The 14,731-nt window shown below is 66.9% G+C and carries 16 protein-coding genes; 4 read left to right on the top strand and 12 right to left on the bottom strand.

The features are described from left to right. Nucleotides 1-265: 265 nt before the first annotated feature. Nucleotides 266-679 (bottom strand): lactoylglutathione lyase, encoded by a 414-nt coding sequence (gene gloA, locus PSV26_RS08965; protein ID WP_300569952.1) that lies wholly within the window; start codon nt 677-679, stop codon nt 266-268. A 129-nt stretch (nt 680-808) separates the two neighbouring features. Here gloA and PSV26_RS08960 point away from each other — a divergent pair, with 129 nt between their 5' ends. Continuing rightward, a complete protein-coding gene (locus PSV26_RS08960; RefSeq protein ID WP_300514973.1) occupies nt 809-1,555 on the top strand; it encodes a transglutaminase family protein in 747 nt (248 codons plus the stop codon). Nucleotides 1,556-1,592: 37 nt separating this feature from the next. On the opposite strand, the gene PSV26_RS08955 is transcribed toward PSV26_RS08960, so the two are convergent. Continuing rightward, nucleotides 1,593-2,147: a PaaI family thioesterase gene (locus tag PSV26_RS08955; RefSeq protein WP_300569949.1), complete on the bottom strand. Its 555-nt coding sequence runs from the start codon at nt 2,145-2,147 to the stop codon at nt 1,593-1,595. 48 nt (nt 2,148-2,195) lie between these two features. Between PSV26_RS08955 and PSV26_RS08950 the strand changes: the two genes are divergently transcribed. From PSV26_RS08950 to PSV26_RS08940, 3 genes are all read left to right on the top strand, one after another. After that, nucleotides 2,196-2,681: a MarR family winged helix-turn-helix transcriptional regulator gene (locus PSV26_RS08950; RefSeq protein ID WP_300569946.1), complete on the top strand. Its 486-nt coding sequence runs from the start codon at nt 2,196-2,198 to the stop codon at nt 2,679-2,681. Then, nucleotides 2,671-3,939, top strand: coding sequence for an MFS transporter (locus PSV26_RS08945; RefSeq protein ID WP_300569943.1), 1,269 nt, complete (start codon nt 2,671-2,673; stop codon nt 3,937-3,939). The genes PSV26_RS08950 and PSV26_RS08945 overlap by 11 nt, the downstream gene beginning before the upstream one ends. A 123-nt stretch (nt 3,940-4,062) precedes the next feature. Continuing rightward, complete coding sequence (locus PSV26_RS08940; protein ID WP_300514985.1) at nt 4,063-5,475, top strand: MATE family efflux transporter; 1,413 nt, start codon at nt 4,063-4,065, stop codon at nt 5,473-5,475. A 73-nt stretch (nt 5,476-5,548) separates the two neighbouring features. Here PSV26_RS08940 and PSV26_RS08935 read toward each other — a convergent pair whose 3' ends face one another. From PSV26_RS08935 to PSV26_RS08890, 10 genes are all read right to left on the bottom strand, one after another. Then, nucleotides 5,549-6,217, bottom strand: coding sequence for a DNA-3-methyladenine glycosylase I (locus PSV26_RS08935; RefSeq protein WP_300569940.1), 669 nt, complete (start codon nt 6,215-6,217; stop codon nt 5,549-5,551). A 24-nt stretch (nt 6,218-6,241) separates the two neighbouring features. Beyond that, nucleotides 6,242-7,054, bottom strand: coding sequence for a DUF3014 domain-containing protein (locus PSV26_RS08930; RefSeq protein ID WP_300514990.1), 813 nt, complete (start codon nt 7,052-7,054; stop codon nt 6,242-6,244). Nucleotides 7,055-7,202: 148 nt separating this feature from the next. Next, nucleotides 7,203-8,465, bottom strand: coding sequence for an MgtC/SapB family protein (locus PSV26_RS08925; protein WP_300569937.1), 1,263 nt, complete (start codon nt 8,463-8,465; stop codon nt 7,203-7,205). Nucleotides 8,466-8,524: 59 nt separating this feature from the next. Continuing rightward, a complete protein-coding gene (locus tag PSV26_RS08920) occupies nt 8,525-10,921 on the bottom strand; it encodes a heavy metal translocating P-type ATPase (RefSeq protein ID WP_300569934.1) in 2,397 nt (798 codons plus the stop codon). 128 nt (nt 10,922-11,049) lie between these two features. Beyond that, nucleotides 11,050-11,304, bottom strand: coding sequence for an SHOCT domain-containing protein (locus PSV26_RS08915; protein ID WP_300569931.1), 255 nt, complete (start codon nt 11,302-11,304; stop codon nt 11,050-11,052). A gap of 12 nt (nt 11,305-11,316) precedes the next feature. Continuing rightward, complete coding sequence (locus PSV26_RS08910) at nt 11,317-11,766, bottom strand: DUF302 domain-containing protein (protein ID WP_300514998.1); 450 nt, start codon at nt 11,764-11,766, stop codon at nt 11,317-11,319. Between the two features lie 8 nt (nt 11,767-11,774). Next, entirely contained in the window at nt 11,775-12,227 is a 453-nt protein-coding gene (locus PSV26_RS08905) for a hypothetical protein (RefSeq protein WP_300569928.1), read from the bottom strand. Nucleotides 12,228-12,358: 131 nt separating this feature from the next. After that, nucleotides 12,359-13,153, bottom strand: coding sequence for an SDR family NAD(P)-dependent oxidoreductase (locus PSV26_RS08900; RefSeq protein WP_300569925.1), 795 nt, complete (start codon nt 13,151-13,153; stop codon nt 12,359-12,361). Beyond that, nucleotides 13,150-13,788, bottom strand: a complete 639-nt coding sequence (locus PSV26_RS08895; protein ID WP_300569924.1) for a 2-dehydro-3-deoxy-6-phosphogalactonate aldolase — start codon at nt 13,786-13,788, stop codon at nt 13,150-13,152. The genes PSV26_RS08900 and PSV26_RS08895 overlap by 4 nt, the downstream gene beginning before the upstream one ends. A 4-nt stretch (nt 13,789-13,792) precedes the next feature. Next, the gene (locus PSV26_RS08890; protein WP_300569922.1) at nt 13,793-14,695 is read right to left on the bottom strand and encodes a 2-dehydro-3-deoxygalactonokinase; all 903 of its coding nucleotides are present in this window, start codon (nt 14,693-14,695) and stop codon (nt 13,793-13,795) included. Between the last annotated feature and the right edge of the window lie 36 nt (nt 14,696-14,731).

The raw sequence follows: 14,731 nt of genomic DNA, 5'->3' as shown, positions 1-14,731 counted from the left end.
ATCAGCTATTGAATTTATAGCGACGACGGCGTGGAGTGTCATCCAGAACTTGATCCGGGATCCATGTTGGGTCACTCGTGCCGCGGGAACCCCGAGAGTCGGACATGTTTGCACGCGAGCGCAGCGCACCGGCCAGATGAAGTCCCCTCTCTCGTCCATCGGTGCGAGGGGTTAGGGAGTGGGAGTGGGAGTGGCTAGTTGGGAGTTGAGACCGGCTGCCCAGCGCGGGCCCACGCCGCTGCGGAATTCAGAAGGCTTCGATCCACTAGCGCAGGCCAGCTCCACCCACATCGCCCTTGCGCTCAATCAGCTCGATCTTGTAGCCGTCCGGATCGGTGACAAAAGCAATCACCGTGGTGCCGCCCTTGACCGGTCCGGCTTCGCGCGTGACATTGCCGCCGGCGGCCTTGATCTTTTCGCAGGCGGCGTGGGCATCGGGCACACCCAGTGCGATATGGCCATAGGCCGTGCCCATCTCGTAGCTGTCGGTATCCCAGTTCCAGGTCAGCTCGATTTCGGCCTGGCCCGGGTTACCGCCTTCGTAGCCGACAAAGGCCAGGCTGTATTTGTATTCGGGGTTCTCGGACGTGCGCAGCAGCGTCATGCCCAGCACCTGGGTGTAGAAATTGATTGAGCGTTGCAGGTTGCCAACGCGCAGCATGGTATGCAGGAGTCTCATCGTGTTTCGCCTTCTTGTGAACAGATGCCGGCATTGTCCGGCAATCCAGAACACCCGCGGCAACAGGGGAAATTCAACACCGGTGGGGCGGCATAATGGCGGGCAATTCACATCAGCCCGACTCCCTGCATGCCCCTGTCTTCCCTGACCGATCAGCCCCACGACTGGCTGTGCTCCACCCGCCTGCTTGATCTTGATGATCCCAAACTCCGTATCCAGGTCATGCGCATCACGCAACTGGCGAACACGCCAACCCGGAAAGCCGTGGCCCTTCATGACTTCGTCAAGTCGTTGCCTTTTGGCTGCGTGGCCGGTTTCGACCATGTACCGGCGGCGGCCGTGCTCAAGGCCGCGCGCGGCGACTGCCACACCAAGGGCACCCTGTTTGTGGCCATGCTGCGCTCGGTCGGTGTGCCCGCCCGGCTGCGTTTCGTGACCCTGTCCAGTGCTTTCCTCAAGGGCATCATCGATGTGCCCCAGAGCACCATCACCCATGCCGTGGCGGAGGTTTACCTCGATGACCGCTGGATACAGACCGACACCTATGTGACGGATTCCCTGCTGGAGGCGCGGGCCGCGCAGTTGCTGAGCCAGACGGGTAGCCTGGTGGGCTACGGCATCCACATCAGGGGCCTGCATTTCTGGGATGGCCGGCATGCTGCGCACGCACAGTACAACGTCTCCGATCCGGCAAGTCTGCCACTGCATGACTGGGGCGTGGCCCACGACCCCGAGCACTTCTACAGCAGCAAGGAACATGCGGATCTGGCACTCGGCTGGCTGACGCGCGCCAAATGGATGCTCGCCGCCGCGCTGGTGAACCGGCGTGTGGAACAGGTTCGCACCCAGCCGAAGCCGTCGGGGCAGTCCGCATAACATCCACAGCCCCCGGGAACATGATTCCGGCCGGAATTCAGGCCGCTTTGGGCGGCGGCACCTCGAACACCAGGCAGGTGGTGGTGGCGTGGGCATACAGCTTGCCGTCCGGCCCGATGATGCGGGCTTCGGCGGTGGCCAGCTGCCGGCCGCAGTGGATGACGGTGCCGATGGCCCGCAGCGGCCCGGTTTGATGCGACGCTGCCCGCACGATGTTGACGCCGAGTTCCGCCGTTGTGTAGGCGCGTCCGGCCGGCATCATGGTGTGTACGGCGCAGCCCAGCGCCGAGTCCAGCAGCGTGGCGTACCAGCCCCCGTGGACCGTCCCCAGCGGGTTGTAGTGCTTGAGCTGCGGCGTGCCCTGGAACACGGCCTTGCCGGGGCCGACTTCCACCAGCGAAAAATCCAGGGTGTCGGCAATGTGCGGAAAGGGCAGCTCGCCGGCCAGCATGGCCTGCATGATCTCCAGCCCGCTTTTGCCGGCCACCATGGACGGGTGGGCCAGGCCTGGTTTGCCGCCGCCGGCCAGCATGCGTTCGACGACGGCGTTGCGTTCTTCATTCCATAACGCCAATGTTTCTTCCGGGGTCATTGCTTCTCCTTTGATTGCACCTGCAACAATTGTAGCTACAATTGTTGCATGTCCAAAAAATCTGATGCCGCCACCCTGGTCGAACTCAAGGCCCTGGGCTGCACCAACCTGAAGTTGCGCCAGTTGATGCGTCGCGTCGCGTCTTACTACGACCTCGAGATGGCGAAGGCTGGCCTCAAGACCACGCAGTATTCGCTGTTGTCCCATGTCGTCAAACTCGGCCCCTTGCGTCCCGGCGAGCTCGCGCAAAGCATGAAGGTCAGCGCCTCCACCCTCACGCGCAACCTCAAACCCCTGATCGATGCCGGCTGGATCGAACTGACCGCCGGCACCGATGCGCGCAGTCGCAGCGTGGTCATCACGGCGGCGGGCCGTGTCAAACGCGAGGAGGCTCGCCATCGCTGGAAGGTGGCCCAGGAGGGGCTGAACCACCTGCTCGGCGCGGAGCGCGTGCTGGCGCTGCATGGCCTGATCAATGAGTCGCTGGAGCTGCTGTCCCCCGTTGAAACCGGATCCGGAGCCGATGATGAATAAACCTTCCCCTTCTTCCTCTTCCTCTTCCTCGTCTGCCAGGCGGCATGTCGCGCTCTGGCTGGTGCTGCTGGCCGCGGCCGGCACCTTTGCGCTGACCATGGGCGTGCGCCAGACCATGGGCCTGTTCCTGTCGGCGCTCAACACCTCCACCGCACTGGGCATAGGCAGCATCAGCCTGGCCTTTGCGTTTGGCCAGTTGTGGTGGGGGTTGACCCAGCCCTTTGCCGGCGCGGTGGCCGACCGCATCGGCACTGGCCGTGTGATTCTCCTGGGCGTGGTGCTGGTGGCCACAGGCACCATTCTCACGCCGCTGATGACCAGCACGGCGGGCCTGATTTTTGCCATTGGTGTGCTCGCCGCGGGCGGCGCCGGCATGGCCGGTCCGTCGGTGCTGATGGCTGCGACCGCACGCCTGGTGCCGCCGGAAAAACGCGGCTTCGCCAGTGGCATCGTCAATGCGGGCGGCTCCTTCGGCCAGTTTGCGATGGCGCCGCTGGCGATTGGCCTGACGGCGGCGGTCGGCTGGGCCAATGCGATGCAGTGGCTGGGTGTGCTGATCTTGCTGGCGCTGCCGGCGGTGTGGGTGCTCAAGGGCAACTCGAACGCCCTCGCCGCGCAGGCGGCGGCAGCCTCCGGCAAGAAGGCACTGAGCGCCCGTCAGGCGATCGGTCAGGCGCTGGCCACACCGAGTTACCGTTACCTGAGCCTGGGTTTTCTGGTGTGTGGATTCCACGTCGCGTTTCTTGCCACGCACCTGCCGGGTGTGGTCGCCGCCTGCGGCCTGCCACCTGAAATCGGCGGCTGGTCGCTGGCCATGATCGGCCTGTTCAACATTGTCGGCAGCCTGGCCATGGGCTGGGCCGTGGGCCGCTGGCGCATGAAGTCGCTGCTGGCGCTGCTCTATGCGACGCGTGGCATCGCGGTGCTGATCTTTTTGCTGGCGCCGAAAACACCGGCCGTGATGCTGATTTTTGCGGCCGTCATGGGGGTGACTTTTCTCTCGACCGTGCCGCCGACGGTGGGCCTGGTGGCCAAGATGTTCGGCACGGCCAACATGGCCATGCTGTTCGGCATCGTGATGCTGGCGCACCAGATCGGCGGGTTTTTCGGCGCCTTCCTCGGCGGTTATGTGTTCCAGGCGACCGGCAGTTATGACTGGGTCTGGTACATCGACATCGTGCTGGCCGTGGGCGCGGCGCTGGTGAACCTGCCGATTCGCGAGGCCATACCACCGCGCGCAATCAAGGCGGCAGCATGAGGCGGCTCAAGGTTCCAGGTGCGGTGACCGGTATTTTCAAGGCGGGGCCGCGGAACCGGCTCTGCCGGGCCGCAGGCGCAGCGGCCCCCTCGGGGGGCAGGGCGCTACACGCAGTGAGCAACCGTGGGGGCTGATCTAGACCCGCGCACGCGGCTGCTGCTCGAAGCCCCTATCGCTCCGACCCTGCTGCGCCTGGCCGCACCCAATGTGCTGGTCATGCTGGCGCAGGCCGGAGTCGGCCTGATCGAAACCTGGTTTGTCGGCAAACTCGGCACCGACGCGCTGGCCGGCATGGCCCTGGTGTTTCCAGTGGTGATGCTGATGCAGATGACCTCGGCCGGTGCCATGGGCGGCGGCATTGCCTCGGCGATCGCCCGGGCCCTCGGCGCGCGGCGCAAGGGCGATGCCGATGCGCTGGTGCTGCACGCCATCGTGATTGCTGCGGTATTCGCGCTGCTGTTCACGGTGGCGGTGCTGGGCGGCGGGCGCTGGCTGTACGCCCACATGGGCGGCACCGGCGGCGCGCTGGAGGCGGCCATGGTGTATTCCAACTGGGTGTTTGCCGGCGCGGTGCTGGTCTGGCTGTTCAACACCTTGTCGGCGGTGATTCGCGGGACCGGCAACATGGCGGTGCCGGCCAATGTCACGGTGCTGGGCGCGCTGGTGCTGTTGCCACTGTCGCCGCTCCTGATCTTCGGCTGGGGGCCGATGCCGGGCCTGGGTATTGCCGGCGGGGCGATCGCGCTGCTGGCCTACTACCTGGTCGGCAGCCTGGTCCTGGCCGCCTACCTGTGGTCGCCGAAAAGCCTGCTGCGACCCTCGTTGGCGCACGTGCGTTTTCGCTGGGCGCTGTTCAAGGACATCCTGCGTGTGGGCCTGGTCGGCACGGTGTCCACCGTGGCGACCAACCTGGCCATCGGCATCACCACCGCGCTGGTGGGCGGCTTTGGCACCGCGGCGATTGCCGGTTACGGCACGGCGTCCCGGCTGGAATACCTGCTGGTGCCGCTGGTGTTCGGTTTTGGTGCCCCGCTGGTCGCCATGGTCGGTACCTGCATGGGTGCCGGCCAGCGCGCGCGCGCGCTGCAAGCCACCTGGATAGGCGCGGGCATGGCGTTCGCGATGACTGAAGCCATCGGCCTGTGGGCCGCGGCGTTTCCGGAGGCCTGGCTGTCGCTGTTCAACAGCGACCCGGCGATGATCGAAGCCGGCAGCGCCTACCTGCGGGTGGTGGGGCCGGTGTATGGCTTTTTTGGACTCGGCCTGGCGCTGTACTTTGCATCGCAGGGGGCCGGGCGGCTGCTCTGGCCGGTGCTCGGCAACCTGGCGCGGCTGGCGGTGGCCCTCGCGGGTGGCTGGCTGGCCTTGCGCTGGGGCGGTGGCCTGTCCGGTGTTTTTCTGGCGCAGGCCGTGGCGCTGGTGATTTACGGCGTGCTCAATGCCTGGGCCGTGGCAGGCGGCGCCTGGTTTGGCCGCGTCGGCTGGCCCCGCAGCACGGCGGGCTTGCTGAAAAGAAGGCCGATCGTCCGGGCTTAAAGTAAAAAATGCCTGCAGCCCTTTAACCACGGGCTCAAGCAGCTATGTATTCAGTAGCACCCGGCCGCCGGTTTCAAACCGGTGGCGTGAAGGCCTCTCGGGCCGCCAGCGCCTTTGCACGGCTGGTACAACCTTCCAGGTGATCATTCACGAGCCCCATGGCCTGCATGAAGGCGTACATCGTGGTCGGTCCGACAAAGGTCCAGCCGCGCTTCTTCAGATCTTGGGACAGCGCCGCCGAGGCGGGCGAATGGGGCAGGGCGCGTACGGCGTCCAGGGTGATGTATTCAGGCCGGTTCGCGGCGTCCGGTTCCAGCCGCCAGACATAGGCCGCCAGCGAGCCGAATTCGCGGCGCAGATCCAGCACACGCCGGGCGTTGTTGATGGCCGAGGCAATCTTGCCTGCGTGGCGCACGATGCCGGCATCGCCGAGCAGGCGCCGGACGTCGCTTGCGTCAAAGTTCGCCATCTGTTCGGCATCGAAATTGGCAAACGCGCTGCGAAAGGCTTCGCGCTTGTTCAGGATGGTGAGCCAGCTCAGGCCGGCCTGAAAACCTTCCAGGCAGATCTTTTCAAACAGCCGGCGTTCATCGGCCACCGGAAACCCCCATTCGGTGTCGTGGTAGTGGCGGTACAGCGGCGTGGCCTGGCACCAGGCGCAGCGTGTGGCACCGGCCGCCTCGGTGAACAGGCCGGGCGCGTCGACGGGCAAGGCAGTGGCAGTGGCAGTGGCAGTGGGCATGGCAGGCATGTCCTGGTGGCTCACTCAGGGCGTTGGGGTGCGCAGCAGTTCCTGGCGAAAGGCCGCCAGTTTGGCCTTGAGCCGGCGTTCATGGGCCGGACCGACACGCAGCATGATTTTCTGCCCCGACGACAGCGACTCCAGCGCCGGATCAGCGAACTCGTAACGCACCCACGGCCGCACCGGGGCGATCGGTCCCTTGACCTCGGTCAGCCGCACCGGCACCGGGCCGGCCGGCTCCGGCGTGGCGAGCAACAGGTCGATCACCGCAATCAGCCTGTCGTTGAAATAGCGCTTCGGGTAACCCAGTTCTTCATAGGCCTGTTGCAGCAGCGGGTACATGTGGATGTACAGCCCCACCGCCCGCGCAGGCGAGACGCTGTCGGCCAGGGCCACCAGCGGCGCATAACGCAGGCTGTTGTCCGCGGCGATGAAGCTGCCGCCACCGGCGGGCTCCTCGACCGTGAAGCGACCCGGTGTCGGCAGCACCGGCCAGAGCAGCGGCGGCGCATGGGCACGGCCGAGGTTGTCCACGGTGGCCACAAAGCGGCGCGGGAAGTCCTCGACCTGGAGAAAGTTGGCCATGGCCGGCTGGCCCATCAAGGCGGTCAGCGCCGCGCCTATACCCGAGGCCGCCAGGGGCGGCTCTGCGGCAGATGGTGTGATCGGGTGCAGGATGGACGGCGCGGGCTCGTCCACCGGGGCCTGGGCAGGCGCTGCGGCCACCCGTGCGGCGGTCGGCGCGGGCGCCAGGGTACGCGAGCTCCACCACAGGGCAGCGGTGGCCAGCGCGGCCACAAGGACCGCAGCGAACAGGAGGCGTGAACGCGTGCTCATCGCGGACCGGGGGTGTACGCAACACGCAGGTGCCGCAGCTGAGGTTGAAGCGCCGGCATGGCCGGGCGCGGTGTGGATTGCTTGACCATGTTTTCACCTTAACACGCGCACAGGGCATGGTGCGTGTCAGGGTTTTCGGGATGCGGCCTCAAGACAGCCAGGCACCGAGCCAGGCCGCGGCGATGACCAGTACCAGTCCCGGCACGATACGCGCCGCGTAGGCGGAACCTCCGGCGTGGAACGCCACCACGGCCTTCATCAGCGAATTGGTGCTCAGGCCGGCGAGGATGGGCCACAGTGCGGCGTCCGGCGGCAGTTTGCCGGCTGCCACCAGCGAGGCGACCGAGGCGGCAGTGGCATGGGCATCGACCAGCCCGGTGGCGGCGGCTGCCAGCAGGGTGCCGCGTGCACCCAGCCAGGCACTGAGCGCCGCCGACACCACCAGCACAACACCGACGATGGCGGCAAACGCCAGCGCAGTTTTGAGATCGAAGGCCCGGCCCAGGTCCTGTGGGTCCGGGCGGCCGGTTGCCGGTTCGGCCGCCGGTGCGCCGCGTGGGAAGAACAGCAGGCTGTAGGCGCAAGCCGCGCTACCGCCCAGAACCAGCGGCCACATCAGCGCGTCGAGCAGCGCCGGTTGCACCGCGGCCACCACGACGGCCAACTGCACCATGGTCGCCAGGCTGGAGAGCACCGCACCGGCGACAGCGCCGTCCGCCTGGGTGGCCGATCCGGCCGCGCGTGTGCCCATGGCATGGATGGTGGCCGTGCTCGAAATGAAGCCGGCCGCAAAGCCGGCCAGCGGCAGGCCGTACCGCGGGCCGAGGGCGCGCGTGGCCACGTAGCCGAGCGCGCTGACCGCCATCACGAGCACCACCAGCTGGGTGATGGCATGGGGGTTGATGGCACTGAAGGGGCCCATGAAACGGTCCGGGGCCAGCGGCAGGGCGATCAGGGCCGCCGCTGAAAACAGCAGCGCATCGTGCAACTCACGCTCGGTCAGCACGCTGCGCACGAAATGGTGCAGCCGGTTGCGTGCCGCCAGCAGCGCCGCCAGCGCCGCACCCACACCGGCGGCCAGGGCCGCGTTGCGCATGGCCAGCCCTCCGAGCAGGCAAGTCAGCAGCAGGGCGATTTCGGTGGTCATGCCCGGGTCCTGCTCCCGCGTGCGCTGGTAGGACACAACCGCCAGTGCGCCTATGAACAGGGCGATCGCCGCCAGCAACAGGCCGCCGCCCAGCAACACCCCGACGGCGCCCAGCACCGAGGCCACCGCAAACGTGCGTATGCCGGCCGCACCGCGCGTCGGCCCGCTGCCTTTGCGGCGTTCGCGCTCCGCGCCGACCAGCAGGCCGATGCCCAGCGCCACGCTCAGGCCCAGCAGGGTGGAGAAGTCAGGCAGGGAAGGCATGGCGGCAGTGTAAGGGCGCGGCCCTGCCCCACAGGCTGAGGGGCTCGCGCGCAGACCCGTTACACAGCGGCGGGCAGACGTGCCTTGCGCAGCCTCAGCGCGTTGCTGATCACGGATACCGAGCTCAGGCTCATCGCCAGGGCCGCAATCATCGGTGACAGCAGCCAGCCGGTGAAGGGGAAGAGCAGGCCCGCGGCCAGCGGCACGCCCAGGGCGTTGTACACAAAGGCAAATCCGAGGTTCTGCTTCATGTTGGCGATGGTGGCCTCCGAGATCGCCCGGGCCTGGGCGATGCCGCGCAGGTCGCCCTTGACCAGCGTCACCTGGGCGCTGTTCATGGCCACGTCGGTACCCGTGCCCATCGCGATGCCCACATTGGCCTGGGCCAGGGCCGGCGCGTCATTGATGCCGTCGCCCGCCATGGCGACGATGTGACCTTCCTCCTGCAGGCGCTTGACCAGGGCCAGCTTATCGGCGGGCTGGACGCCGCCGTGGACCTCGTCGATGCCGAGGCGTGCAGCGACGGCCCTGGCCGTGGTCAGGCCGTCCCCCGTGGCCATGATCACACGCAGGCCAGCGGCCTTCAGCGTTGCCAGCGCCTCGGGCGTGCTGGCCTTGACCGGATCGGCCACCGCCAGCAGGCCGGCGAGCTGGCCGTCCACGGCGAGGTGCATCACGCTGGCACCCTCGGCACGCAGCGCTTCTGCTTGCATCAGCAAGTCGTCCACAGCCACACCGGCCTGCTCCATCAGCGCCATGTTGCCAAGAGCGAGTGCCTTGCCGGCGACGCGCCCACTGACACCGATGCCGCTGGCCGACTCGAAACTCTCGGGTTTATCCAGCGCCAGGCCGCGCTCGCGCGCCGCATTCACGATGGCGTCTGCCAGCGGGTGTTCGCTGCCCTGGTCCAGGCTGGCGGCCAGCCGCAACACCTCGTCGGCGCTGAAGCCGGCCGCCGGGATCGCCCGGTCGAAGGCCGGCTTGCCCGCCGTCAGCGTGCCGGTCTTGTCGACGATCAGCACATCGACAGTACGCAAATGTTCAATCGCCGCCGCATCGCGGAAAAGAATGCCCTGGCCGGCCGCCTTGCCGGTGGCCACCATGATGGACATCGGCGTGGCCAGGCCCAGTGCGCAGGGACAGGCGATGATCAGCACCGCCACAGCGTTGATCAGGCCGTACACCCAGCTCGGCTGCGGGCCGAAAAAACCCCAGCCGAAAAAAGTCAGTACCGCCACCGTCACCACGGCCATGACGAACCAGCCGGCCACCTGGTCGGCCATGCGCTGCATGGGCGCCTTCGAGCGCTGGGCCTGCGCCACCATCTGCACGATTTGCGACAGCATGGTCTGCGCGCCCACACGTTCGGAACGCATGACCAGGGCGCCGCTGGTGTTGAGTGTGGCGCCAATGAGCTTGTCGCCCGCCCGTTTGCTCACGGGCAGGGGCTCGCCGGTTAGCATCGACTCGTCAACCGCGCTGGCGCCTTCGATGACGACACCATCGACCGGCACTTTCTCGCCGGGGCGCACGCGCAGGCTGTCGCCCACATGCACATGGGTCAGCGGCACGTCTTCTTCCGTGCCGTCGGCATGGATGCGCCGCGCTGTCTTGGGCGCCAGCCCAAGCAGGGACTTGATGGCGGCCGAAGTCTGCGAACGCGCCTTCAGCTCCAGCATCTGGCCGAGCAACGTCAACGAGATGATGACGGCCGCCGCCTCGAAATAGACCGCCACGCGTCCCATGGAAATGAACGACTCGGGGAACACGCCGGGTGCCACGGTTGCGACCACGCTGTAAACAAAAGCGGCGCCCGTCCCCAGACTGATCAGCGTCCACATGTTCGGGCTGCGGTGGATGACCGACTGCGCACCGCGCACAAAAAACGGCCAGCCCGCCCACAGCACCACGGGCAGGGTCAGCACCAGCTCGATCCAGCTCTGGGTGGCCATGGCGAACCAGCCGAGCTGGTGGCCGGCCATAGCCAGCACGGTGACCACTACCGTCAGCGGCAGCGTCCACCAGAAGCGGCGGGTGAAGGACTGGAGTTCCGGGTTCTCGTCCTCGGCGAGGCTGGGCATGACCGGCTCCAGCGTCATGCCGCAGATCGGGCAGTTGCCGGGATGGTCCTGCCGGATTTCCGGGTGCATGGGGCAGGTGTAGACGGTGTCCCCGGCCTGGCCCCCCGCAGCGGCGTCTTTTGCTGGCGACATGGGTGCGGCCGCCGGCGCGTCGAGGTAGGCTGACGGATGGGCGGCGAATTTTCCCAGGCAGCTTGCGCTGCAGAAATACCAGGACCTGCCTTCGTGCTCGAGCTGATGCCCTGACGCGGTGGTGACCACCATGCCGCAGACGGGGTCCTTGAGACCGGTGGGGACGTCAGGATGGGCATGACCGTGGTCATGTACGGAGCCGGCTGCCACGCCATCAGGATGAGAGGGTGGTGTGTGTTTCATGGAAAGCATCCTTTTCTGTACTGAAGACCTGAACAGCTTCATGAAAAGGATAAACCTTCCCATGGAGGAAAGGTCAAATCGCCGGGGGCGTTAACCCTTCCCTTGGGAGGGGCGGCGATGACCGGAACTCAGGCGGACCGGCCGCCGTCCCGATCGAGCAGGGCCTTGCGCTCTTCGTACTCCGCCACGGTGATGTCGCCATTGGCCAGCCGCCTGCGCAACGCCTCGAGCGGCGTTTCACGCCGGTCATCTCCGCGGTCTGGATAGCGGCCCCGCCCGAAGAGAAAAATCCCGGCGAGAAGGACCAGCAGAACCAACAGAACCAGCCACCCCAACCCGTGCATGCCCGTCATGTAGCCGCCGTCATAAAACATCCCGGGCATAAGCGGACCCCCTCAGGTTTTCGCGGTGCCGCCGGGCGCTACGGTCAGTGCCGAGCGAACCCGCTCAAGGCGGCTGCGAACCTCGTCGGCGACCCGGGCCACCTCGGGGTCGTCGGTCATCTGCATCACCGCCACCGGGTCCATGAAGCCCACGGTGAAGCTGCCATCGCCGTCTTCACGCACGATGACGTTGCAGGGAAGCAGCAGCCCGATGTCGGGTTGAGCGGTCAGGGCGCGATGCGCCAGCGGCGGATTGCAGGCGCCCAGGATGCGGTAGGGCCGCACATCGACCCCCAGCTTGGTTTTTAGGGTCGCCTGAACGTCGATGTCGGTCAGCACACCGAAACCTTCGGCCTTGAGGGCGTCGGTGACACGGATCACCACATGGGCGAAGCTGCTGTCGCGCGGCTGGCAGTAAAAGCCGTAGGCAGCGCCGGCGGAGGACGTGGTGCGGGGGGTCATGGTGTCTTTCAGGGTTTGGCGGGTGCCGGGGGCAGGCGGTCCATCATCATCTGCATCATGGACTGCATCATCTCCATGCGTTTTTCCAGCCATTGCTGGCGTGCCGCCGGGTCACCGGCCATGGGGCCAGTACCGGGTCCCATCATGCCCCCCATGCCTCCCATACCGCCCGTGGCGCCGGGTCCCATGCCGCCCATCATGCCCATGCCGTCCTGCATGAGTTTTTGGTGCTCGGCCATCAGGGCGTTGCGCTCCTCCGGTGTTTTGGCGCGCGACATTCTGTCGTGCATGGCACGCATGGCGGTCATGTGGTCGTCCATGCGCGCCATCGGCATGCCTTGACCCGGAGCGGGCGCCGACACGCCGGGGTGGTGTGCCGCGTGGCCAGGAGGCATCGGGGCGCAGCCGGCCAGACCGAGGACGGTGGTGGCTGCGAGAATGGAAATCAGGCGAGTTGACATGGAAGGCTCCAGAAGGGGAGTTCCCAGTCTATTGAATACCCGCCCCTTTTGGACTGCGTTCTGCGGCCTGCATGATCCATGTCAATGGCGGGGGTCATCGACCCCCGTTTTGACACGAAAGGGGTGGGGTCCTACACCGCCACGGTGTAGTTCAGCGTCATGCGCCCACCGTCGACCACCACGATCTCGCCGGTGATGTAACTCGCCGCGTCGCTGGCCAGGTAGGCCACGGTGTCGGCGATTTCGGAGGGTTCGCCCAGGCGTTTCATGGGCGTGCGGCTCATGATGCGGGCGGTGGCCTCGGGGCTGGTCAGCACGGCTTTGGCGGCCAGCTCGGTGGCGATGGTGCCGGGCGCGACGGCGTTCACACGGATGCCCTTGTCGGCCAGCGCCAACGCCATCACGCGGGTCAGCTGGTTGATGCCGCCCTTGCTGACGTTGTAGCTGGCAATCGTGGGAATGGTCAGCACGGCGTTGACGGAACTCATGTTGATGATGCTGCCCTTGCCCGCGCCGGCCATCACACGCGCCACGGCCTGGCCCACCAGAAACGAGCCTTTGAGGTTGATGCGCAGCACGGCGTCGAAGTCGGCCTCGGTGATCTCCAGAAAATCGGCAGCCCTGAAGATACCGGCGTTGTTGACCAGCACATCGATGCGGCCGTGGGCGGCCAGGGTTTGCGCCACCAGCGCATCGACCTGGGCCTTGTCGCCGACGTCGCAATGCACGTACAGGCCGCCCAGTTCACCGGCCAGTGCGGCGCCGCGGCTGTCGTCGATGTCGGCAATGACGATCTGGGCGCCCTCGCGCGCAAAGCGCCGTAGACACGCCTCGCCGATGCCCTGGGCGCCGCCCGTGACGATGCAGACGCGGCCCGCGAGGCCGAAGGAGATGGCTGAGGAATTGGAGGATGAAAGAGTGCTCATGCCCTGATGGTACCAGCGCAAGCAGCTATGAATTTCGTAGCGTTTGCAGCGACCTCGGCGGCCGCCATTCCGGGCTTGTAAAGCGCCGAGCCGATGCCGAAGCCGCTGGCGCCCGCGGCGAAATAAAGCCCCATGTTGTCCGGCGTGATGCCGCCCACCGGCAGCACGCTGGTGGCGGCCGGCAGCACGGCGCGCAGCGCTTTCAGCACGGCGGGCGTGATCATCTCCGCCGGGAAAATTTTCAGGCCGGTGGCGCCGCATTCAAGCGCGGCAAAGGCCTCGCTGGCGGTCATCACGCCGGGCAGGCAGACCAGACCCAGCCGCACAGCCTCGCGTACGACGGCCGTGTTGAAGTTGGGCGAGACGATCAGCTGGCCGCCCGCAGCCTGCACATTGCGCACATCTTCCACGCTGAGCACCGTGCCGGCGCCGATCAAGGCCTGGGGGCAGGCCGCGGCCAGGGCCGCAATGCTGTCCAGCGGTTGCGGTGAATTGAGCGGAACCTCGATCAGCGTCCAGCCGGTGGACAGCAGCGCCTGCCCCACCGGGATGGCCTCTGCAGGGCGCAGGCCGCGCAGGATGGCGACCAGCGGAAGGGCCTGCAGGGCAGCGGAAAATTTTTGGGAGGCGTTCATGGGTTCAGGCAGGAGAGGGTGAAGACAAGGTGTCGGCAATGGCGCGCAGGCCGCGCCAGGTGGCACTGGCGCCCACGCGACGGACCGTCACGCCCAGCTGCACCAGTGCCTGTTCGTAACGCGCGGTCAACGCCTCTGCACCCATGAGCACCACGGACTCGCCGCGCTGCAGGTTCTGGCCTTTGAGTTCTTCGCCGATGACCAGCCCCGACAGGTAGCTGGGCAGGGTATCGGAGCCCATGCGCTTGAACAGGGACAGGGTGCGTGTGCTGAAGGCGGTGTGCAGCAGGCCGGGGCCGGCCAGTGCGCGGGCCACGCCCTGACTGAAGGCGGCGGTGTCTGCCGGCGGCTCCTGCGCAGGCAGCGTGCGCGCCAGAATCGAGTGCTGGCGCAGCAGGGCATAGAACTCACCGGTCATCCAGGTCGAAAAGTCGGTGATGCGGCCGCCGGCGACCGTGACCCATTTGCTGTGGGTTCCCGGCAGCACCAGGCGCGCATCGGTGATGCCCAGCAGCAGCAGGGCGCCAATAACTTGCGTTTCCTCGCCGCGCATGACATCGGGGATGCCTTCCGCGCTGATGCTCAGGCCGGGCACGAGGGCGATGCGGCCGGGCTCCAGCCATTCAAGCCTCGCGGCGATGTCGCTGAAGCCGGCCGGACAGGCGCAGTAGGGCGCTTCCCGCCAGCCCTGCTGGCTGCCGGCCATGCCCGAGATCAGGCACAGCGTGCCGGCCGTCATCCAGTCGCCAAACGAACTTTCAAAGACCGCCGGGAAGTCGCCTGCCGCCACGCTGAGGATGCCGCGTGCCAGGGCGCGTTCCTCCAGCACCTGGCCATCGGGCGCGACCAGCGCCCCGCGCAGTGACGAGGTGCCCCAGTCCACCGCCAGCAATCGTCGGCTGTTCATGCGGGCCGCGTGCGGGCAATGGGGCCAGGCATGCCG

Source organism: Polaromonas sp. (genome assembly GCF_029945685.1).
Lineage (GTDB): Bacteria > Pseudomonadota > Gammaproteobacteria > Burkholderiales > Burkholderiaceae_C > Polaromonas.
The sequence above is the reverse complement of the archived record's forward strand: the minus strand, read 5'-3'. Positions and strand labels throughout refer to the sequence as shown.

What these genes read in the sequence shown, in the direction of transcription:
- PSV26_RS08900 (WP_300569925.1), bottom strand. Translation starts at nt 13,153, where the DNA reads ATGAGCACTCTTTCATCCTCCAATTCCTCAGCCATCTCCTTCGGCCTC.
- PSV26_RS08895 (WP_300569924.1), bottom strand. Translation starts at nt 13,788, where the DNA reads ATGAACGCCTCCCAAAAATTTTCCGCTGCCCTGCAGGCCCTTCCGCTG.
- PSV26_RS08925 (WP_300569937.1), bottom strand. Translation starts at nt 8,465, where the DNA reads ATGCCTTCCCTGCCTGACTTCTCCACCCTGCTGGGCCTGAGCGTGGCG.
- PSV26_RS08905 (WP_300569928.1), bottom strand. Translation starts at nt 12,227, where the DNA reads ATGTCAACTCGCCTGATTTCCATTCTCGCAGCCACCACCGTCCTCGGT.
- PSV26_RS08930 (WP_300514990.1), bottom strand. Translation starts at nt 7,054, where the DNA reads ATGAGCACGCGTTCACGCCTCCTGTTCGCTGCGGTCCTTGTGGCCGCG.
- gloA (WP_300569952.1), bottom strand. Translation starts at nt 679, where the DNA reads ATGAGACTCCTGCATACCATGCTGCGCGTTGGCAACCTGCAACGCTCA.
- PSV26_RS08935 (WP_300569940.1), bottom strand. Translation starts at nt 6,217, where the DNA reads ATGCCCACTGCCACTGCCACTGCCACTGCCTTGCCCGTCGACGCGCCC.
- PSV26_RS08915 (WP_300569931.1), bottom strand. Translation starts at nt 11,304, where the DNA reads ATGCCCGGGATGTTTTATGACGGCGGCTACATGACGGGCATGCACGGG.
- PSV26_RS08910 (WP_300514998.1), bottom strand. Translation starts at nt 11,766, where the DNA reads ATGACCCCCCGCACCACGTCCTCCGCCGGCGCTGCCTACGGCTTTTAC.
- PSV26_RS08955 (WP_300569949.1), bottom strand. Translation starts at nt 2,147, where the DNA reads ATGACCCCGGAAGAAACATTGGCGTTATGGAATGAAGAACGCAACGCC.
- PSV26_RS08920 (WP_300569934.1), bottom strand. Translation starts at nt 10,921, where the DNA reads ATGAAACACACACCACCCTCTCATCCTGATGGCGTGGCAGCCGGCTCC.
- PSV26_RS08945 (WP_300569943.1), top strand. Translation starts at nt 2,671, where the DNA reads ATGATGAATAAACCTTCCCCTTCTTCCTCTTCCTCTTCCTCGTCTGCC.
- PSV26_RS08960 (WP_300514973.1), top strand. Translation starts at nt 809, where the DNA reads ATGCCCCTGTCTTCCCTGACCGATCAGCCCCACGACTGGCTGTGCTCC.
- PSV26_RS08890 (WP_300569922.1), bottom strand. Translation starts at nt 14,695, where the DNA reads ATGAACAGCCGACGATTGCTGGCGGTGGACTGGGGCACCTCGTCACTG.
- PSV26_RS08950 (WP_300569946.1), top strand. Translation starts at nt 2,196, where the DNA reads ATGTCCAAAAAATCTGATGCCGCCACCCTGGTCGAACTCAAGGCCCTG.